This window comes from Virgibacillus carmonensis, assembly GCF_057836705.1.
Genome location: NZ_JBYQFJ010000008.1, coordinates 24,817 through 47,710 on the forward strand (window position 1 = coordinate 24,817; position 22,894 = coordinate 47,710).

Below are 22,894 nucleotides of genomic sequence, written 5' to 3' on the forward strand. Positions count from 1 at the left end.
CAATAAAAATCACTACTATAAATTTTAGTATGCGTTCTTTTTTGATCCGGCTGTGGCTTCTAAAAGCGTTGCCACTGAACAGTCGCCTTCGCTTTTCTTTATCCAGCTGCGGCTTCTAGCGGCTAGCAGATAGATGGTCCTGATGAATGTACGGAAAGTTCACCGTACTTCACAGTCCTATCTATCCGTACGCCACTGAACAGTCGTCTTCGCTTTTCTTTACACATCCAGGTTTTGAACGTATTGTGCATTGTCTTCAATAAAGTTTCGTCTTGGCTCCACTTTATCACCCATTAACATATCAAAGACTTGGTCTGCTTCAATTGCATCAGATAAATCTACCTGCAGTAATGTCCGCGTATCCGGGTCCATCGTTGTTTCCCAAAGCTGGGTAGCATCCATTTCTCCAAGTCCTTTATAACGCTGAATTCCAGGTTTTGGGCTTTTTGGAATCTCTGCTAAAATTCTCTCTCTTTCTTTATCATTGTAAGCATAATAAGCAGCCTTTCCTTGTTGTATTTTATATAGTGGTGGTTGAGCAATATAAATATAGCCTTTTTCTAGCAATGGTCGCATATAACGATAAAAGAAAGTTAATAATAGTGTTCGAATATGCGCACCATCAACATCCGCATCCGTCATTATGACAACTTTATGGTAGCGTGCTTTTGTAATATCAAAATCCTCGGCAATGCTTGTTCCCAGAGCCGTGATCATCGCTCTAACTTCATTGTTCGATAATATTTTATCAAGTCTTGCCTTTTCAACGTTTAAAATCTTACCACGCAATGGAAGAATTGCTTGGAAGTGACGATCTCTACCTTGTTTTGCTGATCCACCTGCAGAGTCACCCTCAACAATATAGAGTTCACTAATCTTAGCATCCTTTGACGAACAATCGGCAAGTTTACCAGGTAGATTTGATATCTCTAGTGCGCTTTTACGGCGCGTCAATTCACGCGCTTTCTTTGCAGCTGCACGTGCCCTGGATGCCATCAGACCTTTTTCAACTACTATTTTTGCAACAGAAGGATTCTCAAATAAAAATTTAGAGAATGCTTCACTAAACATAGAATCTGTAACGGTTCTAACTTCACTGCTTCCAAGCTTCGATTTCGTTTGACCTTCAAATTGTGGATCAGGATGCTTAATGGAGATAATTGCTGCCATACCTTCACGCACATCGTCTCCAGTTAAATTTGGATCATTTTCTTTAAATAGATTATTCCTTCTAGCATAATCATTGATTACACGAGTTAACCCTGTTTTAAAGCCTGATTCATGTGTTCCGCCTTCATGCGTGTGGATGTTATTCGCAAATGAATAAATATTACTAGCAAAACCATCGTTATATTGTATTGCAACCTCTACGGTAATTCCCTGATCTTCCGCTTCTGTATAAAACGGGACATGAAGAACCTCACGTGAACTGTTAATATATTCGACATAGGAGCTAATTCCACCCTCATAGTAATAATTAACAGGTTCTTCATCATTGCGTTTATCCTCAAGTGATATACTAAGTCCTTTATTTAAGAAAGCTAACTCACGTACACGAAGTGCAAGCGTATCAAAGTCGTAGGTTGTAGTCTCAGTAAAGATTTCAGTGTCTGGTTTGAAGTGGATGATAGTTCCAGTAATATCTGTATCACCGATAACTTTTAATTCTTCTTGTGGAACTCCTCGTTCAAAACCTAAGAAGTGAACGTTGCCATCCAAATGAACATACACTTCCAGATTACTTGAAAGAGCATTAACAACTGATGCACCTACACCGTGTAATCCACCTGAAACCTTATAACCGCCTCCGCCGAATTTACCACCCGCGTGAAGTACTGTCATAATAACCTCAACTGCTGGACGTCCAGTTTTCTTTTGAATGCCAACTGGAATACCCCGGCCATTATCTTTAACTGTGATACTATTATCTTTTTCTATAATAATTTCAATATGATCACAGTAACCTGCTAGTGCCTCATCAATACTATTATCAACGATTTCCCATACAAGATGATGCAAGCCTTTTTCACTTGTAGAACCAATATACATTCCTGGTCTCTTACGAACAGCTTCTAATCCCTCAAGCACCTGAATTTGATCCGCACCATAGGCCTGTTCATCTGTTATTTTATTTTCTGCTGACATCTTTTCACCCACATTTCTTTAATAAAAGAGGTTGTCCTCTTTAAATACCTCGCTTAGTTTCGCTTTTCTATTCCAACTCATCAGAGTAATTGTCGAGTTTACTTAAGGTTGAAATCATACTAGCTCGTTTTTTAAGTGTAGCAACAGATAACGAGCTGAAATATATTAAATCTTTCGTTATTACAACTGACTTCGTTTCTTCAGTTGGTTCGACAATAGATTTATTTTGGGTTGCGCGTTGAATCATCTCTTCCATAATGGTAGACGAGGAAATAACATTTCGATCAATAATAGAAATTACATCTTTTGATTGAATCACATTATCATTTCCGATATGAATAAACATATAATCTTAATCACCTCTATGTATCTACTTTGCCATTATTCACTCGAAATAGTTCTGCTTTTCTTAATGTTGCGTGGTTGATCCCATTAACACTTGTGGTGGAAACAAACGTTTGTACTTTGCCCTGAATCGTGTTAAGTAAATGTGATTGTCGATAGTCATCTAATTCACTCAAAACATCATCAAGCAGGAGTATTGGGTATTCACCGACCTCATTATGAATTAATTCAATTTCTGCAAGCTTCATGGAAAGAGCTGTCGTACGCTGTTGCCCTTGGGAACCATAAGTTTGTACATCCTTTTCATTCACATAAAAAAGTAAATCATCACGGTGGGGACCGATAAGTGTTGTTCCCCGTTCGATCTCTTTAGCTTCTATTTCTTGAAATTTCGCTAAGTATCTAGTTTCTATTGTCGCCTTATTTGCTGTTTCTGATACTTCTATCGTAGCAGCATAGCTAATTTCTAGTTGTTCATGACCACGACTTATTTGATAATGAACCGGTCCAGCCCATTTACGTAACAAATCCAGGAAAGCAAATCTTCTTTCCAACAGTGTTGTTGCATGCTCAACTAACTGTTCCGTCAACACACGAAGTACTGCTGGGTCCTGCTTTTGATTTCGTTGCATTTGCTTTAGTAAATGATTTCGTTGTTTAAGTACTTTTTGATACTGTCCAAGATGGTAAATATAACGAGGCTGTATTTGTCCTAGCTCCATATCAATAAATCGCCTGCGAATTTGTGGTGGGCCCTTTACTAAGGTTAAGTCCTCAGGGGCAAACATCACCACATTTAATGCTCCAATATAATCACTTAACCGCTTTTGTTCAAGATGATTTAACTTCGCTTTTTTTCCTTTTGTGGACATAATAATTTCGAGTGGAAACGACTGATTTCTTTTTGTAATTGTACCTTCTATTTTAGCATATTCTTTCTCCCATTGGATAAGTTCCTTTTCCCGGGGGGTGCGGTGTGATTTTGTGAAAGCTAATACGTAAATAGCTTCCATTATATTTGTTTTCCCTTGAGCGTTTTCGCCAATTATCACATTCACTTTATCATCGAACGAAAGATTTAATACATCGTAGTTTCGATAGTTTTTTAATTGCAATTGTTGAATATGCATGACAATTCCTCATTTATTCCCAAAATATTAGCTATCTTTTACTACCACAAATGAACCTGCTAGCTCTACTTCTACCACATCATTTGGGTAAAGTTTTCTGCCTCGGCGTTTTTCTAATTCACCATTTACGATAACTCCCTGATCTTGCAGATAGGTTTTGATTATCCCGCCTGATTCAAGAATGTTTGCGAGTTTTAAAAATTGACCAAGCGTTATATATTCCGTTGTAATTTCTATTTTTTCATGCATTTTTTTCACCAAATTCTTTTTATAGAGTTTGTAATGATTATTTTTTTACTTTACGTAATTTTAAACTTTATCGGTATAAAGTTTAAAAACGTAAGTATTAACCAATTTGTAATACCTTCAAATAATCAAATACATGTGCCTTCCATCTATTTTACTAAAGTTTTGGTATTAAGGGAAGGAAGTAGACCAAAATTGTTTAATAACGCTTTAAAAACTATTGGATTTTACATTTAAACACAAAAAACGCCCTCATTTTCATAAAATGAAGAGCGCTTAGAAGTGAAAATTAATAATTAATAAGTTCTTACAGGTAAAATCAATTGTAAAATTGGATCATTATTTTCTGGTCGAATAATAAATGGTCGCATTGCTCCAGTAAATTCAATCTTTACTTCGTCATTTTCTATCGCCTTTAAAGCGTCTAACATGTATTTTGAGCTGAAAGAAATTTTTAAATCTTCACCATCAATCGATTGAACGGTCATTTCTTCTACAACTCTACCAACCTCAGGTGAATTACTTGTAATCTCAATTAGTTGGCTATCTTTTGTTTCCAGTCGTACAACATTATTACGATCTTCCTTTGCCAGTAAAGAAGCACGGTCGATTGTATTTAGTAAATCCTTTGTTTTAGCGTGGATGATAGTTTTACTTTCTTCTGGTATTAACCGTGATGTTTCAGGGTAATTTCCATCTAGTAATCTAGATAAGAAATAAACATGTTTTGTTCTAAAAAGAATTTGGTTATTCGTTACGCTAATTTCTACTGGATCTTCTGTATCTGATAAAATTTTATTCAATTCGCTTAAACTTTTTCCTGGTACAACCACACTAGGAATATCAAACTGGGATTGTTGAACTGGTATTTCACGAGATGCCAAACGGTGGCTGTCTGTTGCGGTAAAACTTAGGTGTTCATTTGAAAAGTTTATTTTTACTCCAGTTAAAATTGGACGTGTTTCCATTGTAGAAACAGCAAATACAGTTTGTTTAATTAAACTTTTTAATAGATCTGTAGGCATTTCAAAGCTTTCATTTGTTTGAAGCATTGGTAATTGTGGATACTCTTCAGCATCCTGTCCATTTAAATTAAACTCGGCCTTACCAGATCGAATTGTTACCTTTAAATTCTCGTCAGCAGTAATTTCTACTGTTTTTTCAGGAAGTTTTCGAACAATGTCCGGGAAATAACGAGCTTGTAAAACAATACTTCCAACTTCAATATCTTCTACATGAACGATTCCATCTTCTTCAACAGGTATAAAGGATTGAATAGAAATATCAGAATCACTTCCTGTTAAAGTAATTCCATTAGCCGTTGCTTCAACTTTCATACCCGTCAAAATAGGGATTGCTGTTCGAGATGATATTGCTTTCATGACATCCTGAACACTTGTAATTAATTGATCGCGTTGAATAGTAAATTTCATCAAATAACTCCTCCTAATGGAAGTTCTTTATATATATTTTTATTAATAATAACTAGTAATAATAGTAATAGGGGCTGTGATTATGTGGATAACTCATTTTTAAGTAGATACCTAAAGATTTATACCCTGTGGACAGTCTGTTGACAAGTTTGACCCCTTTGGACACATTATTCACATGTTAGTAACTTATAAATTTTTCAATTGCTCTTTAATTTCTTCGATATCCTGATTTATGGTTGTATCGTTTTCTAACATTCGAGATATTTTTTCATGTGCATGAATGACTGTTGTATGATCACGTCCACCAAACTCCTCACCAATTTTGGGTAAAGAAAAGTCGGTCATTTCTCTTGAAAGATACATTGCTATTTGCCTAGGGAAAGCAATTGATTTCGTACGTTTCTTCGCTATAAAGTCTTCTTGTCTGATATTGTACTTTTCACCAACAACATGCTGTATCTTTTGGATGGTGACAACTTTTGGTTTTTTATTAGGGATAATATCCTTTAAAGCATCTGCTGCAAGTGAAGCATCTATATCCTTATTGACTAAGGAAGAATAAGCGACTACACGTATTAAAGCACCTTCAAGTTCACGAACATTTGTATCAACTTGATTTGCTATGTATAGCATAACTTCATTTGGGATATCGAGCCCTTCTGCTTTTGCTTTTTTACTTAAAATAGCACTACGCGTTTCTAAGTCAGGTGGTGTAATGTCTGTTATTAAACCCCATTCAAATCGCGATCGTAGGCGATCCTCTAGTGTAGGGATTTCTTTTGGTGGACGGTCACTAGAAATTATAATTTGTTTATTTTCTTCATGCAATGTATTAAAAGTATGAAAAAATTCCTCTTGCGTTGATTCTTTTCCAGCGATGAATTGAATATCATCTATCAAAAGGACATCCACATTACGGTATTTATTACGGAAATTAATTGTTTTATTATCCATAATGGCGTTAATAAATTCATTTGTAAATTTTTCAGAAGATAGATAAACAACTCGTGCATCTGGGTTATGGTCACGAACATAATGACCAATTGCATGCATAAGGTGTGTTTTACCAAGTCCAACTCCACCATAAATGAAGAGTGGATTGTAAGCTTTTGCTGGTGCTTCAGCTACTGCAAGTGAAGCAGCATGCGCAAAACGGTTTCCTGATCCGATGACAAAGGTATCAAACGTATAGTTTGAATTTAACGCTGTTTTAGGGGCATCTGGATGCTGACTGTTTGAAACTGCAGGAATGGTTTTTGGTTTCGGATTAATCTCATCCGTTTCCACATTTGTCTCAGGAATGATGAATTTGGCTCTTAATGAGGCACCAGTAATTTCAACTAATATCTCTGAAATTAATGTGGTGTATCTACCCTCTAACCAGTCTCTTGCAAATTCATTTGGAGCAGAAATAACCAATGTATCATTTTGAAGCTTTTCTGCTTTCGTATTTTTTAACCAAGTGTCAAAGCTAGGCTTGCTTACTTTTTCTTCAACCTTCTCAAGCGTAGCTGACCATAATTCATCGACGTTTTCCAAGCTTTATTTCACTCCTTTCGGTAAAAACATGATAGAAAAAGCCTCTCTCAATCTTTCAGTGCTTAACGAAGTCTTGAAAGATGGAAAGGCATTTTTTGATTTAACAAAACTAGCTTACTCAATTTAGTAATGGAAGTAAGTAGAAAAATTTTATTTATTTTGACGTGTGGATAATAAAGTGCCGAACATAAGTAGTTAAGAAACGTTATGTACGTTTTCCACATGATTGTTGATAAGTTGATAAACAGAGGTGTGAACAAGTATCCACAGGTTATTAACAGATTGTGGATATCTTTATTGCGATTTCTAGTTTTCCACATTGTAAAACACAATTATAATACCAAAAAAAAGAGGTAAGTGCAATGGCTTCTTCGACACTTATCCACAAAAACCACCCCTTGTAGACAAGATTTATCCACACCACTATATTTTGTGATTATCCTGTCGATATGTAGTGTGGATAAAAAAATGTCGAAATAAAGAGTGAACATCGCCCTGTGGGTAACTGATTTTAAAAGGATGTTGACAGATGGTACATGTTTTACGTATAATTATTTAGACTGTCTACTGGATATGTTTTAATTTGAATTTTTAATTCCTCAGGGAGGTGTAAGATAGATGAAAAGAACTTATCAACCAAATAACCGTAAGCACAAAAAGGTACATGGATTTCGTGCCCGTATGAGCACGAAGAACGGCCGTAAAATATTGGCACGTCGCCGTCTTAAAGGAAGAAAAGTATTATCTGCATAGACCGCTGAACAAGTCAGTGGTCTTTTTTCCACTTAAAGAAAAAATGATTCTTCTAAGGATGTAAGTATGAGAAAAACTGGATCTATCGCTATAAAGATAAGGAAAGTTTTTCTAGATAGAAGAGAAGCAGTGATTCCTGTTCCTTCTTGTAATAGAGGAGCTATGGGATCACTGCTTATTATTATAGATAGAGTTAACTGCATGTTGATCCGTAATTGCAACGTAGATAAAGGTGATTAGATGAAAAAAGCGTTTCGTATTAAAGATAATGAAGAGTTTCAACTTTTATTTAAAAAAGGAAAGTCTTTTGCTAATCGGCAATTGGTTGTCTATTATATGGAAAAAGAGGGACAAACCCATTTTCGGGTTGGAATTTCAGTAGGAAAGAAAATTGGAAACGCTGTTACACGAAATCGTATTAAGCGTCATTTACGTCACGCATTCCAGGACCTTGAAGGGCAGATATCGAAACCAAGTGATATTATTATTATTGCCAGACAACCTACAAAGGATATGCCATATGAGCAGTTTAAGAAGAGTTTGATTCATTTGTTATCAAGAGAAAGATTACTTTAGAAAATCTCGGCTATTCGAATGACGAAAGCCTTAGGTTTTTTATACTTTCTTACTTAAATTGAAAAAAAAATAATCAATTTAAGGTTTGTGATAGAATCCTAAATTGTTTTAATGATAAAATAATGAGTAATACATAGGGGTTTTGTAAGTAAGGAGGAAATCTAGTGTCAAAGAAGTTTTTATTGCTAGTAAGCATGATTGGGTTAGTTGTGTTGCTTTCCGGATGTATGAATATTGATCAACCGATTACTTCTAAAAGTGAAGGATTTTGGGATGAATATTTTGTCTATCCTATGTCGTGGTTAATTGAATACTTTGCTGAACTTTTCAATGGAAGCTATGGTTTAGGAATCGTAATCGTAACTATTATTGTTCGATTAGTTCTTTTGCCATTAAATGTTAAACAATTGAAAAGCTCAAGAGCAATGCAGGATGTACAACCTGAGCTGAAAGAAATTCAAAAAAAATATAGCTCAAAGGATGCAAACACACAACAAGAACTACAAAAAGAAACAATGGCTTTATTTCAAAAACATGGGGTAAACCCGCTTGCAGGTTGTTTACCAATTTTTGTGCAAATGCCGGTATTGATCGCAATTTATCATGCGATTATGCGAAATGCTGAAATTCAAACCCATAGTTTTTTATGGTTTGAACTAGGCGAACCAGATCCATTTTTTATTCTTCCAATCGTTGCCGGATTAGCTACCTTTTTACAACAGAAGTTGATGATGGCTGGAAGCCCAGCAGGGCAAAACCCACAAATGATGGTAATGTTGTATGTCATGCCAATTATGATTACTGTATTTGCAGTGTTTTTCCCAGCTGCACTCGCACTATACTGGGTTGTAGGTAACATCTTTATGGTTGCACAAACTCTATTTATTCGTAAACCAATGATGAAAAAAGATGATGTTAGCACTGGGGGAGTCAAAAAGTGAGGGAAATAACTGCTACTGGTCAATCGGTGGAAGAAGCGGTCCAATCAGCATTAGAGCAGTTAAACACAACGAAGGACCAAGTTGATATCATTATTATCGACGAAGGTAAAAAAGGACTATTTGGTTTATTTGGTTCAAAAAGGGCAATTGTGAAAGTTACGTTAACCAAAAATCAAATTCAACAAACCGAAAAGTATATCCATGAACTGACAGAAAATATGGATGTTGAGGTTGAAGTTGCAACTTCAGTGGAGGGCAATCACGTTACATTTGAATTAAATGGAGAAAAGATTGCCTTGCTAATCGGTAAACGTGGCCAGACACTTAATGCTTTACAATATTTAGTGCATTTAGTTCTGAACAAGGATGGAAAACAATTTTATACGGTAACAGTTGATGCAGAAGGGTACCGGGGTCGTCGCAAAGAGACTCTTGAATCGCTAGCATTAAAAATGGCCGATAAAGCAAAAAGGTTAAATAAAAAAGTGGCGTTAGAGCCTATGCCTGCTTATGAACGGAAAATTATTCACAGTGCATTACAAAGGAATAAGAATATTTCTACTTACTCGGATGGTGTCGAACCACATCGCCACATTGTGATCAAACCATAATTAGACGTAGGCAAAAACCTTGGGAAACCAGGGTTTTTTCTATTGGCAATTGAGGTAAGGGGGATGGCGGATATATTTTAAGAACAACGGATAAGTTCACTACACATCATGCTGTTATTGTTCTTCTTGCACTATTAGGTATAAATAAATAAATACGAATGACACGAGTATTCGCCAATACACCAACTGAGACTACGATTAAATTTGTTGCATTTGGTGCAGAAGAATACGGACTCAGGGGTTCACGTAATATGCCGCTGCGGATGGCACCAGGAGATGTCGGAAAAAACAGTGGCACAGTTCCAAATGGACATGGTTGGTAGTGCAGATACTGGAGACTTAGTGATGTTTACCGCAGATGGTGAAAAGAATTTGGTTACTGATCTTGGAGCTGCAGGTTCAAGAGTTAGTGAAGTTGTACCATGCAGCGAACTTGGTAGAAGTGACCATGTTGCTTTTCTAATTTAGGAATCCCGGCTGCATTATTTATTCACACACCACTTGAGCCGTGGTCTCACACGGAAGATGATGTAATCGAACATATAAGTAGGGAAAAGTTACAAGATGTTGCAAATATTGTTGGAGCAGCACTCTATCAAGTAGCTAGAAAAGACACACCAGCACTTGAAAAATTAGCTGTAGCTCCAGCTCCAGTTCCTGTTGACTATTATTATGAGGAACCAGAACGTTAGAGTTGTTCATAACTTACTAGTAAGGAAAAAGGCGTTTATTCACATGTGGATAAACGCCTTTTTCCTTTTTGATTATTTAAATTTGTGGATAAGTTTATTTTTAAGTGAAAATGTGATAATCTATTTAGTTAGTGACGATAAATATATAAATGTTAATAATAGATATAAATAGATGCGGTAAAAGTAGGTGAAAGACGTGGAGACAGATACAATAACAGCGATATCAACTCCAATTGGAGAAGGTGCAATTGCGATTGTTCGATTAAGTGGTCCAAAGGCAATATTCATTACCAATAATTTGTTTCAGGGGAAAGATTTGGATCAGGTGAATTCCCATACCATCCATTATGGTAAAATAATCGACCCGGAAACTAATGAGGTAGCAGAAGAAGTAATGGTAACCGTTATGCGAGCACCAAAGACATTTACTCGAGAAGATGTGGTGGAGATCAATTGCCACGGCGGAATGGTATCCATTAATCGTATTTTGGAAATTATATTGAGTAAAGGTGCAAGACTCGCAGAACCGGGGGAATTTACAAAACGAGCATTTCTCCACGGAAGAATCGATTTATCGCAGGCAGAAGCGGTTATGGATTTGATTCGCGCAAAAACAGATAAAGCTATGTCGGTTGCGTTAAAACAGATGGATGGAAGATTATCTGCATTAATTCAGCGTTTAAGACAAGAGCTACTGGAAACAGTTGCGCATGTCGAAGTAAATATTGATTATCCTGAATATGATGATGTTGAAGAAATGTCACACGAAATGATGCGTGTAAAAACAAAAGAAGTTCATGACGAAATTAAGAAGCTGTTAGAGGTTGCTAAGCAAGGTAAAATTTTGCGCGAAGGTCTGGCGACTGCAATTATCGGACGACCAAACGTTGGAAAGTCTTCTTTAATGAATACACTTGTTCAGGAAAATAAGGCAATTGTAACGGAAGTTCCTGGAACAACACGTGATATTATCGAAGAATATGTCAATGTGCGCGGAGTCCCTCTACGACTTGTCGATACTGCGGGAATTAGAGAAACAGAAGATATTGTCGAAAAAATTGGTGTCGAACGCTCAAGAAAAGTGTTAAAAGAATCCGATCTTATATTATTTGTTTTAAATAATAATGAAGAATTAACATATGAAGATGAAAAATTGTTTGAAGCTGTAAAGGGCCTAGAATATATCGTAATTATTAATAAAACAGATTTACCTGCAAAGTTGGATCTCGTAAGTGTTAAGAAGTTATCTGAAGGAAAATCCATTATAACGACATCCTTGATTGAAGAAGAAGGGGTAGACGAATTAGAAAAAGCTATTGCTCAAACCTTCTTTACTGGAGAAATAGATAGTGGAGATTTAACCTATGTATCGAACGTCCGTCATATCCAGCTTTTAAAACAAGCAAAACAATCTCTCGAAGATGCAGTAGCAAGTCTGGAAATGGCAATGCCACTTGATATTATTCAAATAGATGTGACACGAACGTGGGAGTTATTAGGCGAAATCATTGGAGATACTGCAAGTGACAGCTTGATTGATCAGCTATTCTCACAATTTTGCTTAGGGAAATAGAAAAGCGGAGGCGACTGTTCAGAAGCGGACGCATAAGCAAGGGACCGCAAAACGCCTGGTTTGTGGCGTTTGGAGTGTCAATTGCTTATGACGGCAGCTTCTAGGATCCGCAGCTGGATCAAGAAAAGCGGAGGCGACTGTTCAGTGGTGTACGGAAAGCGGAGGCGACTGTTCAGAAGCTGCCGCTGGATCAAGCTAATTCAGAGGATAGTAAGTTTTTAATAGAAGGGATGAAAAGTTATGGTATATGATGCAGGCCATTATGATGTTATTGTAATTGGAGCAGGTCATGCAGGAGTGGAAGCAGGGTTTGCTGCAGCTGGAATGGGTGCAAAAACCTTAATGCTGACTCTCAATTTAGATATGGTTGCCTTTATGCCATGTAATCCATCATTAGGTGGACCAGCTAAAGGAATAGTCGTGAGGGAAATTGATGCTTTAGGTGGCGTTATGGCAAAAGTCATTGATAAAACGCACATTCAAATGCGTATGTTAAACACAGGAAAAGGTCCAGCAGTACAGGCACTTCGAGCACAGGCTGACAAACCTTTATATATACGGGAAATGAAAAATATGATTGAAAATCAAGAAAACCTAACCTTAAGACAAGGAATGGTAGAAAAACTCATTATGGAAGATGGCATTTGTAAAGGAGTTGTAACCGAAACTAAAGCAGCTTATCATGCCGAAACAGTGATTATAACTACTGGTACATTTATGCGCGGAAAAGTGCTAATCGGTGATTTAGAATATGAAAGTGGTCCAAATAATCAACGTGTTTCTGTCAAGCTTTCTGAACACTTGGAAGAGCTTGGTTTTGAATTGACACGTTTTAAGACAGGTACACCACCACGTGTAAATAGCCACACCATTGATTATTCAAAAACAGAAATTCAACCTGGTGACGATAAGCCGCAAGCTTTTTCATATGAAACGACGGAATATATTACTGATCAGATACCTTGTTGGCTAACCTATACAAATGAATTTACACATCAAGTCATTAATGACAATTTAAATCTATCAGCAATGTATTCAGGTATGAAACGAGGAACTGGACCACGATATTGCCCTTCAATTGAAGATAAGATTGTCCGGTTTAATGATAAACCACGTCACCAAATATTTTTAGAGCCTGAGGGACGGAATACAGAGGAAGTATATGTACAAGGTTTATCAACATCATTACCAGAATATGTTCAACATGAAATGGTTAAAACGGTTCCAGGTCTAGAAAAGGCTGAAATTATGCGTGCTGGTTATGCAATTGAATATGATGCGGTAGTACCAACGCAGCTATGGCCTACATTGGAAACTAAAAAAATTCCAGGTCTTTATACTGCAGGGCAAATCAATGGAACGTCTGGATATGAAGAGGCGGCAGCACAAGGAATTATGGCTGGAATTAATGCAGCAGCAAAAGTATTGGGCCGTGACCCATTAATTCTAGATAGATCCCAAGCCTATATTGGTGTATTGATCGACGATTTAGTAACAAAAGGAACAAATGAACCGTATCGATTATTAACTTCAAGAGCAGAATACCGTTTATTGTTACGCCATGACAATGCCGATCTTCGCTTAACTGAAGTAGGGTATAATCTTGGATTAATTAAAGAGGAAAGATATAACAACTTTCTCGAGAAAAATGCTTTAGTAGAGGAAGAGAAAACACGTCTTGCAAAAATTACGATTAAACCAGAAGAAAATGTTCAAGAACTATTAAAGTCAGTTAATGCAACACCACTTAAAGAACCATTAAAAGCATTAGATTTATTGAAACGACCTGAGGTTGCGTATCAATTGATTGAACAAATGGTTCCTTTTGAAAAAGAATTGCCACTTGTGGTAAAGGAACAAGTAGAGATCCAAATTCAATATGAAGGCTATATTAAAAAGGCTATTGATCAAGTTGATCGTATGCTTAAAATGGAAGATAAAAAGGTTCCTGAAAATATTGATTACGATGATATCAATGGTATTGCAACTGAAGCACGTGAAAAACTGAAAAAAATATGTCCACTTTCAGTAGGGCAAGCATCAAGAATTTCTGGGGTTAACCCATCAGATGTGTCTATTTTGCTAATATATATTGAACAAGGGAAAATTGCGCGAATAGCTAATTAACCAGTTAGGAGAACCAATTATGAACCCAGACTTATTTGTACGAGAACTTGAACAAAAAGGGATTAAACTAAACGACAGACAAATTGAACAGTTCGATATATATTTTCGCACCCTTGTGGAGTGGAATGAGAAAATGAACCTTACTGCTTTGACAGAACAAACAGATGTTTATTTAAAACACTTTTATGATTCTATAACTGCAGCGTTCCATTATGATTTTACAAAGGAAGTGCATATTTGTGATGTGGGAGCTGGTGCTGGGTTTCCAAGCATCCCACTAAAAATATGTTTTCCACATATAAACGTAACAATTGTTGATTCATTACAAAAACGAATCGCGTTTTTAAATCAATTAGCGACAGATTTAGACATAGATCATGTTGCATTTTACCACGATCGGGCTGAAGACTTTGGAAAAAACAGTAAATTCAGAGAAAAGTTTGATATAGTTACAGCACGAGCAGTCGCACGAATGAGTGTATTATGTGAACTTTGTTTACCATTAACAAAGAAGAATGGTATGTTTATTGCAATGAAGGCCGCCCAAACTTCAGAGGAATTAAAGGATGCAGAAATTGCTGTTGATGTACTAGGAGGGAGATTAAATATCGTCCATACATTTACTCTACCTGAGGAAGATAGCGAACGTTCGATTGTTATGATTGAGAAGAAAAGAAAAACCCCAAATAAATATCCAAGAAAAGCGGGGGTTCCAAATAAAAGTCCTATTATGTAGCTGTCCAACAAATATATTTATCATATAGGTACCTTTTCGTCTTAAATATGGTAAAATAAGAGCAGAGATATGATGTACGCAGCGGTTTTAACTGCAGCGTTTTTCTTATTTATCCAAATAGAATCTATTACTTTTTTACATAAAGATTGATACTGTTAGTAACCAGGAAACGTTACAAAATATGGAAGACCAATAATTGTTTCACGTGGAACAATTCACAAATACATTGATATAAAAGGTTTTTATAACAAGTTTTATGAATAAAGGTGGTGTCTGATAATGGTACGTCCTTTCAACCGAATCTTCGGGTTAGGAGATAAATCAGATTCTGAATCAGAAGAAGAAGTCTATCGTCCTAATGAAGTGATTCAGCTTGCTGTAACAAAAATTAAACCTAATCGCTTTCAACCTAGATCCATATTTAGTGAAGAAAAAATATCCGAATTAGCGCAGACAATTAAAACGCATGGCATGATTCAACCGATTGTAGTTCGTAAGTTAGAAGAGGATGATTATGAACTAATTGCTGGAGAACGTAGATGGCGGGCAGTACAGACATTAGGCTGGGAAAATGCTCCAGTAATTGTACAAGAAATGACAGATACAGAGACTGCATCTGTAGCATTAATTGAAAATCTTCAACGTGAAGAACTAACAGTTATTGAAGAAGCACGTGCATATGCTAGACTTATAGAGTTACATTCGATTACACAGGAAGCACTTGCACAACGTTTAGGGAAGAACCAATCAACAATTGCAAATAAACTACGATTATTAAAGTTAGATGATGCTGTTCAGCAAGCATTACTAAATAAATCTATTACAGAACGTCATGCAAGAGCTTTGATTAAATTAAAGGATCAAGAAAAACAATCAAAACTACTACATGAAATAATTGAACATGATCTCAACGTTAAACAAACAGAAGAACGAATAGAAAAAATGGAAAACAAAAAAGATGAACCGAAGAAGAAGAAACCTAAATTAAAAGGTGTTAATAAAGACATGCGTATTGCGGTGAATACTATTAGACAATCGTTAACAATGGTAACAGATACCGGAATTGACGTTGAAACGGATGAAAAAGATCTAGATGATTATTATCAATTTACAATTAAAATTCCAAAAAATAAATAAAAGTAAAACATAACATATATCCGTTTATATTTACCCATCTTTTTTAATAGATAGATGGGTTTTTTCAACAGCAACTTAATTTATTACTAGATATAACGGGATAGTTCATATTAAGTGATGTTTTTAGTGGATTTTTCATCAAAAATTACGTTTTTCTTACAATATAATACATTTTCCGCTTTTTAAATGAAAAAGTGATAGAATTATAATATAGAATGATAGGTAGGTGACAACATGGGTAAAATTATCGCCATGGCAAATCAAAAGGGTGGCGTAGGAAAAACGACTTCAGCCGTCAATTTGAGTGCATGTCTTGCATACTTAGATAAAAAAGTATTACTCGTTGATATCGACCCACAAGGCAATGCAACAAGCGGGGTGGGTGTTAATAAAGCTGATGTAAATCAATGTATTTATAATGTGTTGGTAGAAGATGTACCAGTTAAGGAAGTTATAACACAGTCAAGTTTACCGAATCTGGATATTATCCCTGCTACTATCCAGTTGGCTGGAGCGGAAATCGAACTAGTTCCAACCATATCTAGAGAAATTCGTCTAAAGAAATCATTAGAAATGGCTAAAGAAGACTACGATTATATAATCATTGATTGCCCACCATCATTGGGATTACTAACAATCAATGCTTTAACTTCTTCTGATACAGTTTTGATCCCAGTTCAATGTGAATACTACGCCTTGGAAGGATTAAGTCAGCTTTTAAATACCATCCGATTAGTTCAAAAACATTTAAATAAAGATTTAATGATAGAAGGCGTATTATTAACAATGCTTGATGCACGCACAAACCTTGGTATACAAGTGATTGAAGAAGTGAAAAAATACTTCCAAGATAAAGTTTATAAATCAGTTATTCCAAGAAACGTACGTTTAGGTGAAGCACCGAGTCATGGTCAACCGATTATCACGTATGATCCCAAATCACGAGGTGCAGAAGTTTATCTTGAATTAGCGAAGGAAGTGATGGCTAGTGGTGAAAGGGTTAGGTAAAGGCATTAATGCGCTTTTTCCCGAAATTGAGGAAAAAGAACAAACTGTTCAAGAAATAGCAATAAAAGAGTGTAGACCAAATCCTTATCAACCTAGAAAGACATTTCACGCGGATGCCATTGAGGAATTAAAGGATTCTATTCTTGAATACGGTATTATCCAGCCGTTAATTGCACGTAAAAGCATTAAAGGGTATGAAATAGTGGTTGGTGAACGACGCTTCCGTGCAGCAAAGGAAGCAGGTCTAGAGACGATTCCAGTTGTTGTAAAAGATTTGACAGATGAGAAAATGATGGAGATTGCTCTTTTAGAGAATCTGCAGCGGGAAGATTTAACACCAATTGAAGAAGCGCAAGCATACGCAAACTTAATGAAAGAATTAAAGATAACGCAGGATGAGTTGTCGAAGAGACTTGGTAAAAGTAGATCACACATTGCAAACTTAGTGCGATTGCTTACACTACCAGACCAAATTATTGCCTACATTAATAACGGTGAACTCTCCATGGGACATGGCCGTGCGTTGTTAGGTATAAAAAATAAAGATCACTTAATCCCCTTCGTAAAAAAAATTCTTAAAGAAAAACTAAACGTTCGTCAGGTTGAACAAATGATTATCGAAATGAATAAAAAACCGATAAAAAAGAAAACAAAGCCAAAGATGGATATTTTTCTTCAGGAAAGGGAGTCCATTTTAAGAGATCGGTTAGGTACTTCCGTTACCATCCAACGCGGAAAACGGAAAGGGAAAATTGAAATTGAATTTTTCTCAAATGATGATCTAGATCGAATCATCGAATCATTAGATTCATAAATAGTATGCCGAGACTGACAATTGTAATTAGCTTAGCTGATGTCAGTCTTTTTTTGGACCTATGATGGGGCATATCTGTAATCTTATAAGAAGGGGTGAATGGTGGATGATATACTTTGACCAGGCTGCGTCTTCCTTTCCTAAACCGTCAGGTGTTGCCGAAGCAGTTGTACATACTATCAATTCGATTGGAGCTAATCCTGGTAGGGGAGGGCATGCCCCAGCAAGACAAGCCTCTGAGATTATCAACAATACAAGGATTAAAATAGCTGAACTTTTCGGTTGCAGCGACCCAAAGAAAGTTATATTTTATCAAAATGCCACTGTTGGTTTGAATCAAGCTATTAAAGGGCTAGCATGGCAAGAAAATGACCATGTTATTGCTTCAGCTTATGAACACAATTCTATCCGCAGACCACTTGAGTATATAAAAGAACATTATGGTGTCAAAATTACGTATGTAGATACACCTGATGAAGAAGGTGATGGATCATTTGTTTCAGCTGTTGAAGAAGCTATTGAATCAAATACTCGATTAATAGCAATGACCCATGCGTCCAATGTTACAGGACGTATTATTCCAATTGATGAGATTATCGCTTTAGCTAGGATGAACAGGATTTATACACTAATCGATGCATCTCAAACTGCTGGCCATATTCCCATAGACATGACTGAACAGAAGATTGATATGTTAGTTTTCCCTGGACATAAAGGAATACTAGGCCCTCAAGGTACAGGAGTGTTGCTGGTGGAAGGTGAAGTTCGTTTAAACCCTATTCATCATGGTGGAACAGGTGCGTTTTCTTCGGTGCGAAATCAGCCTAAACAATGGCCGGATTTTCTTGAAAGTGGCACATTAAACACACCTGGAATAGCTGGTCTATATGCAGCATTAATTGATTACGAAAGCAGAAAAAAGGAAATTGTTCCACGTGAAACAATATTAACAAGTATGCTCCATAAAAGCTTAAATGAAATAGAAGGCATAACTTGTTATGGACCGGATTCTGACACATTTCGCATGCCGATGGTTGCTTTTAACATTGAACATATACCTTCACAAGAGATAGCTGCAATACTTGACTCCCATTATAATATAGCGGTCCGCGCAGGATTACATTGCAGCCCACAAACACATGAAATGTTGCATACAACCGCACAAGGAATGGTGAGAGCAAGCTTAAGTATTTATAACACAGAAGATGAAATAAGAGAATTCATCTTGGCTATAAAAGAAATTGTGGAATCATATAAAGAACTATAAGAGGATGTCCAAAAACACACACTATAATACGATATTTGAGCTATGGAGATGGGGCAATGGTTTTATATGGTACATTGGTCAATGGAGTTTGTATAATTGTTGGTAGCCTGCTTGGCTTATTCTTTACAAAAATACCCGAACGTTATAAAGAGACGGTTATGCATGGTATCGGGTTAGCAGTAATATTAATAGGGCTACAAATGGCATTTTCCACAGAAATAATTGTTGTTGTATTACTAAGTTTACTTACAGGAGCGATTATCGGGGAATTTATTCATGTGGAAGAGGGCTTAAATCGATTAGGTGCATGGATTGGCAGCAAGTTTACAACAAAAAATGAAAATTTTAGTGTAGCTCAAGGATTCATTACTGCCTCACTTATTTTTGTAATTGGTGCAATGTCTGTGATTGGCGCATTGGATAGTGGTATACGTGGAGATCATGAGATATTAATTACAAAAGGAATTATTGATGGGTTTGTAGCACTTGTATTAACGACAACACTTGGATTTGGGGTGGTTTTTTCTGTAGTTCCGGTTGTACTATATCAAGGTTCCATAGCACTTTTAGCAACTCAAATCACCAAATGGCTGCCAGAAAGTTTTTTGAATGGATTCATTGTAGAGTTAACAGCAGTTGGTGGTTTACTGATTGTTGCAATCGGGTTAAATTTACTTAAAATAACTAAAATCCGTATTGGAAACTTGCTACCATCCCTTGCAACTGTCATTTTAGTTTATTATTTATATCAGCTTATCTAGAGCAAGGACTTCTACTAAATCTATTTAGTAGAAGTCCTTTTTTCTATACTCTCTTGATTAACAGGTGTCATAACCATAGAAGGTGAACTGATACTATGTTTTAACTGATTATCTATCTCCATTAATAGATTAGCTAATTGTTTAGCCATATCTAGAACAATAGATAATCGTGTATTTTGTAAAATTGAAAATTCCATAAATCCACTAATGTTAACAACACCGGTAAGATGTATGTCGCCAATTTGAGGGAGGGATTTATTCAAAGCGGCACCAGGTTTTAAGGGACCCTTCCCTAATATTATATTTCCAACTGACGTGGATTTACCTAAGCATGCATCGATTGCAATTATATAGGGGTTTCGATGCTGATTATGGATTAATTGTATATAGGTCTCAAGGTTAGTTGCATGAACAGGATCATGAATCGTTCCATAAACAGATAAATGGTTTGGTTTATGGTCATGTAGAAGGGTTCCAGTTAATGGACCAAGTGAATCTCCCGTTGATCGGTCTGTCCCTATACAAACTACAACATATTCTTTAGGAATATTGGGAAGCCAAGAAATAATTTTTTTGCCCATAAGATTACTAATCAATGAATCTGTATACAGTAAACGCATATTTTCTTGTTCATTTTCTATAACAAATTGTTTTTTTAGATTCATAGCTTATCCTCCGTAAACATATTGGTAATAGTATACGACTTAAAAAAGATAACTATACATCGATTTTGTTATTAATTGGAGGAAAGCGAATGTGGGGTTCAGGGCTTAAATGGATGTTTTTAATTATTGGAACAACGATAGGGGCTGGGTATGCATCTGGTAGAGAATTGTGGCAATTTTTTGGTCATGAAAGTGGACTTGCTATTGCATTGTTTGCCATTTTATTCTCCATGTCATGCATTGTGATTATGAAAGTTGGCTATCAAAAACAATCAAAAGATTATCTGCCAGTATTGCGGGTTATTGTTGGTGGAAGGCTTACAAAAGTTTACGATGTGATGATATTTTTATACTTATTCACTACTACAGTTGTGATGCTTGCAGGTAGTGGAGCAACAGGCCAAGCCTTTTACTTTTCTTATTGGTGGGGGGTGGCATTTATTTCCATTATGCTAGTGCTTTTATTTGCAAGAGGAATTAATGGCCTCTTAACGATTAATCAATTTATTTTACCTATATTATTAGTTGGGCTGCTTTCGATACTATTAATATTTACACTTGATCAAAAGTTAGCACTCTTTTCCCATTGGCATGAACAACGAAATTGGACTGCTGCATTTCCATTTACAGCATTAAACATCCTACCATTAATAGCAGTACTTGGGGCTATTGGAAACAAAATACAATCGCGAAAAGAAATAGTGATTGCTGGTATTGGTAGTGGGCTTATATTAGGTGTTATTTCCTATATATATAATAATAGCTTAATACAGATTGCCGAGGAAATTCTTGTCTATGAGATACCATTATTTGCAATTCTAAAACATTATTCTTTTGGGATATTGGTATTTATGTCCATTTTGTTGTGGTTTGCAATTTTCACCACTGCAGCCTCTGGAATTTTAGGTATAATAACCCGTATTCAAAGTTATTGGGATGTGCCATTATGGGTCATTGCTTTATTAGCCATTATCGTTATGATTCCATTTACCACGTTTGGTTTCTCTACTTTGATAGGTTATATATACCCGATTTATGGAATTTTGAATTTATATGTCCTGATGAGATTAATTCTATACCCGTTATGGCATAATAAGAATAAAAATACTGTGTAAATTGCTTCCCATCAATAGGGGAAATGATATACTGGTTAGTATAGACTTAAATCTGGTTAACTAGTAAGTTTTGGAGGTACATTATAGTGGACTTTGTAAATAAAAAAATTGATAAATTGTGGGATTATGTCTCGGGACCAGAACTTTGGCTGGTCATTGGTAAAGGGTTATTAAATATCATTCTTACTATCATAGTTGCTATGATTATCATCAAAGTTGGAAAAAAGGTTATTGACAAAGTATTTATAAGCAGACAACGGGGACCGTTTCGGATTACAGAGCGGCGGGAAAACACATTAAGAAAATTGCTGCATAACAGTTTAACGTATACGGTATATTTTACAGCGTTTATCATGATTTTAGATGGCGGTTTCGGCTTACAAATTGGACCATTACTCGCGGGGGCTGGAGTTGCAGGACTTGCAATTGGTTTCGGGGCACAAAATTTAGTCCGTGATATCATTTCGGGGTTCTTTATTATATTTGAAGATCAATTTTCTGTTGGTGATTATATTTTCACATCAAATGTTGAAGGTACCGTAGAAGAAATCGGAATACGGACAACAAAAATTAAAAGCTGGACAGGGGAGCAGCATGTCCTTCCAAACGGGAATGTAACACAGGTAACCAATTACTCCATTCATAATGGATTATCAGTTGTGGACATTAATATTCCATATGAAAGCGATATTGATTCAGCAGAAAAAATTATTGAAGAAATGGCTATGGAGCTACCTAATAAATATGAAGAAATTGTTGGTACACCTGAAATTATAGGGGTTGAAACTTTAGAACTATCCCATTTTGTAATACGGGTAATTGCCGAAACCCCGCCATCGTTTCAGTGGGCTGGGGCCAGAATAATTCGTCGTGAAGTAAAAGAAAGACTTTATAAAGAAGGGATTCAAATTCCGTCACCACGTCTTGTGATGTACACACGAAATGAAAATCCAACCGCACTAGAAACGGAAGGCGAACAGAGGAAAATTCAAGAAAGAGAACAAGAATAAGGAAAGAAGGTATCATATTATGGTAGATAAAGATTTTGCTTTAAATGATATTGTCCAAATGAAGAAACCGCATCCGTGTGGAGAAAATCGTTGGAAAATAATCCGTATGGGTATGGATGTTCGTATTAAGTGTCAGGGCTGTGATCACAGTGTTTTGATACCACGAAGAGAATTTAGTAAGAAGATGAAAAAGGTGCTTGAAAAAGGCGAGGGATAAATTAGTAAAATTGATTAATTTCTATTTAAAATGTCATTTTAAACAAGAAATTA

24 protein-coding genes are annotated in these 22,894 nt (G+C 36.1%); 17 read left to right on the forward strand and 7 right to left on the reverse strand.

Going from position 1 to position 22,894, the window contains the following annotated elements; translation table 11 throughout:
* Positions 1–219: 219 nt before the first annotated feature.
* The 6 genes from gyrB to dnaA form a co-directional block, all read right to left on the reverse strand.
* Positions 220–2,145 carry a DNA topoisomerase (ATP-hydrolyzing) subunit B gene (gene gyrB, locus AC3G7N_RS08275; RefSeq protein WP_489421679.1) on the reverse strand — a complete coding sequence of 642 codons (1,926 nt, stop codon included), beginning with the start codon at positions 2,143–2,145 and terminating at the stop codon, positions 220–222.
* Positions 2,146–2,212: 67 nt separating this feature from the next.
* Positions 2,213–2,491 (reverse strand): extracellular matrix regulator RemB, encoded by a 279-nt coding sequence (gene remB / locus AC3G7N_RS08280; RefSeq protein WP_489421680.1) that lies wholly within the window; start codon positions 2,489–2,491, stop codon positions 2,213–2,215.
* A gap of 16 nt (positions 2,492–2,507) precedes the next feature.
* Complete coding sequence (gene recF / locus AC3G7N_RS08285) at positions 2,508–3,620, reverse strand: DNA replication/repair protein RecF (protein WP_489421681.1); 1,113 nt, start codon at positions 3,618–3,620, stop codon at positions 2,508–2,510.
* Positions 3,621–3,647: 27 nt separating this feature from the next.
* On the reverse strand, positions 3,648–3,869 hold the full coding sequence (yaaA, locus tag AC3G7N_RS08290) for a S4 domain-containing protein YaaA (protein WP_489421809.1): 222 nt from the start codon (positions 3,867–3,869) through the stop codon (positions 3,648–3,650).
* A gap of 293 nt (positions 3,870–4,162) precedes the next feature.
* The gene (gene dnaN / locus AC3G7N_RS08295; protein ID WP_489421682.1) at positions 4,163–5,299 is read right to left on the reverse strand and encodes a DNA polymerase III subunit beta; all 1,137 of its coding nucleotides are present in this window, start codon (positions 5,297–5,299) and stop codon (positions 4,163–4,165) included.
* A 186-nt stretch (positions 5,300–5,485) separates the two neighbouring features.
* Positions 5,486–6,838 (reverse strand): chromosomal replication initiator protein DnaA, encoded by a 1,353-nt coding sequence (gene dnaA, locus AC3G7N_RS08300; protein ID WP_489421683.1) that lies wholly within the window; start codon positions 6,836–6,838, stop codon positions 5,486–5,488.
* A 618-nt stretch (positions 6,839–7,456) separates the two neighbouring features.
* Here dnaA and rpmH point away from each other — a divergent pair.
* The 14 genes from rpmH (at position 7,457) to AC3G7N_RS08370 (ending at position 19,834) form a co-directional block, all read left to right on the forward strand.
* Positions 7,457–7,591: a 50S ribosomal protein L34 gene (gene rpmH, locus AC3G7N_RS08305; RefSeq protein ID WP_489421684.1), complete on the forward strand. Its 135-nt coding sequence runs from the start codon at positions 7,457–7,459 to the stop codon at positions 7,589–7,591.
* A gap of 240 nt (positions 7,592–7,831) precedes the next feature.
* Positions 7,832–8,167, forward strand: coding sequence for a ribonuclease P protein component (gene rnpA, locus AC3G7N_RS08310; RefSeq protein WP_489421685.1), 336 nt, complete (start codon positions 7,832–7,834; stop codon positions 8,165–8,167).
* A gap of 164 nt (positions 8,168–8,331) precedes the next feature.
* Positions 8,332–9,108, forward strand: coding sequence for a YidC family membrane integrase SpoIIIJ (spoIIIJ, locus tag AC3G7N_RS08315; protein ID WP_489421686.1), 777 nt, complete (start codon positions 8,332–8,334; stop codon positions 9,106–9,108).
* Positions 9,105–9,719, forward strand: a complete 615-nt coding sequence (gene jag / locus AC3G7N_RS08320) for an RNA-binding cell elongation regulator Jag/EloR (protein ID WP_489421687.1) — start codon at positions 9,105–9,107, stop codon at positions 9,717–9,719. Before spoIIIJ ends, jag begins: the two co-directional genes overlap by 4 nt.
* A gap of 158 nt (positions 9,720–9,877) precedes the next feature.
* A complete protein-coding gene (locus AC3G7N_RS08325) occupies positions 9,878–10,042 on the forward strand; it encodes a M28 family peptidase (protein ID WP_489421688.1) in 165 nt (54 codons plus the stop codon).
* Positions 10,011–10,187: a zinc-binding metallopeptidase family protein gene (locus AC3G7N_RS08330; protein WP_489421689.1), complete on the forward strand. Its 177-nt coding sequence runs from the start codon at positions 10,011–10,013 to the stop codon at positions 10,185–10,187. The genes AC3G7N_RS08325 and AC3G7N_RS08330 overlap by 32 nt, the downstream gene beginning before the upstream one ends.
* 420 nt (positions 10,188–10,607) lie before the next feature.
* Complete coding sequence (gene mnmE, locus AC3G7N_RS08335; protein ID WP_489421690.1) at positions 10,608–11,984, forward strand: tRNA uridine-5-carboxymethylaminomethyl(34) synthesis GTPase MnmE; 1,377 nt, start codon at positions 10,608–10,610, stop codon at positions 11,982–11,984.
* Positions 11,985–12,224: 240 nt separating this feature from the next.
* On the forward strand, positions 12,225–14,111 hold the full coding sequence (gene mnmG / locus AC3G7N_RS08340) for a tRNA uridine-5-carboxymethylaminomethyl(34) synthesis enzyme MnmG (protein WP_489421691.1): 1,887 nt from the start codon (positions 12,225–12,227) through the stop codon (positions 14,109–14,111).
* 19 nt (positions 14,112–14,130) lie between these two features.
* A complete protein-coding gene (rsmG, locus tag AC3G7N_RS08345) occupies positions 14,131–14,847 on the forward strand; it encodes a 16S rRNA (guanine(527)-N(7))-methyltransferase RsmG (protein ID WP_489421692.1) in 717 nt (238 codons plus the stop codon).
* 279 nt (positions 14,848–15,126) lie between these two features.
* A complete protein-coding gene (noc, locus tag AC3G7N_RS08350) occupies positions 15,127–15,984 on the forward strand; it encodes a nucleoid occlusion protein (protein ID WP_489421693.1) in 858 nt (285 codons plus the stop codon).
* Positions 15,985–16,218: 234 nt separating this feature from the next.
* Complete coding sequence (locus AC3G7N_RS08355; protein WP_489421694.1) at positions 16,219–16,992, forward strand: ParA family protein; 774 nt, start codon at positions 16,219–16,221, stop codon at positions 16,990–16,992.
* A complete protein-coding gene (locus tag AC3G7N_RS08360; RefSeq protein WP_489421695.1) occupies positions 16,973–17,806 on the forward strand; it encodes a ParB/RepB/Spo0J family partition protein in 834 nt (277 codons plus the stop codon). Before AC3G7N_RS08355 ends, AC3G7N_RS08360 begins: the two co-directional genes overlap by 20 nt.
* Before the next feature lie 106 nt (positions 17,807–17,912).
* Entirely contained in the window at positions 17,913–19,073 is a 1,161-nt protein-coding gene (locus tag AC3G7N_RS08365; protein ID WP_489421696.1) for an aminotransferase class V-fold PLP-dependent enzyme, read from the forward strand.
* Between the two features lie 56 nt (positions 19,074–19,129).
* Positions 19,130–19,834 (forward strand): DUF554 domain-containing protein, encoded by a 705-nt coding sequence (locus AC3G7N_RS08370; protein WP_489421697.1) that lies wholly within the window; start codon positions 19,130–19,132, stop codon positions 19,832–19,834.
* Between the two features lie 20 nt (positions 19,835–19,854).
* Here the strand turns inward: AC3G7N_RS08370 and yyaC are convergent, their stop codons facing one another.
* On the reverse strand, positions 19,855–20,499 hold the full coding sequence (gene yyaC, locus AC3G7N_RS08375; RefSeq protein WP_489421698.1) for a spore protease YyaC: 645 nt from the start codon (positions 20,497–20,499) through the stop codon (positions 19,855–19,857).
* A gap of 89 nt (positions 20,500–20,588) precedes the next feature.
* Here yyaC and AC3G7N_RS08380 point away from each other — a divergent pair, with 89 nt between their 5' ends.
* From AC3G7N_RS08380 to AC3G7N_RS08390, 3 genes are all read left to right on the forward strand, one after another.
* Complete coding sequence (locus AC3G7N_RS08380) at positions 20,589–21,614, forward strand: YkvI family membrane protein (protein ID WP_489421699.1); 1,026 nt, start codon at positions 20,589–20,591, stop codon at positions 21,612–21,614.
* 86 nt (positions 21,615–21,700) lie between these two features.
* The gene (locus AC3G7N_RS08385) at positions 21,701–22,624 is read left to right on the forward strand and encodes a mechanosensitive ion channel family protein (RefSeq protein ID WP_489421700.1); all 924 of its coding nucleotides are present in this window, start codon (positions 21,701–21,703) and stop codon (positions 22,622–22,624) included.
* Positions 22,625–22,643: 19 nt separating this feature from the next.
* Positions 22,644–22,841 (forward strand): DUF951 domain-containing protein, encoded by a 198-nt coding sequence (locus AC3G7N_RS08390; protein ID WP_489421701.1) that lies wholly within the window; start codon positions 22,644–22,646, stop codon positions 22,839–22,841.
* Positions 22,842–22,894: the final 53 nt, after the last annotated feature.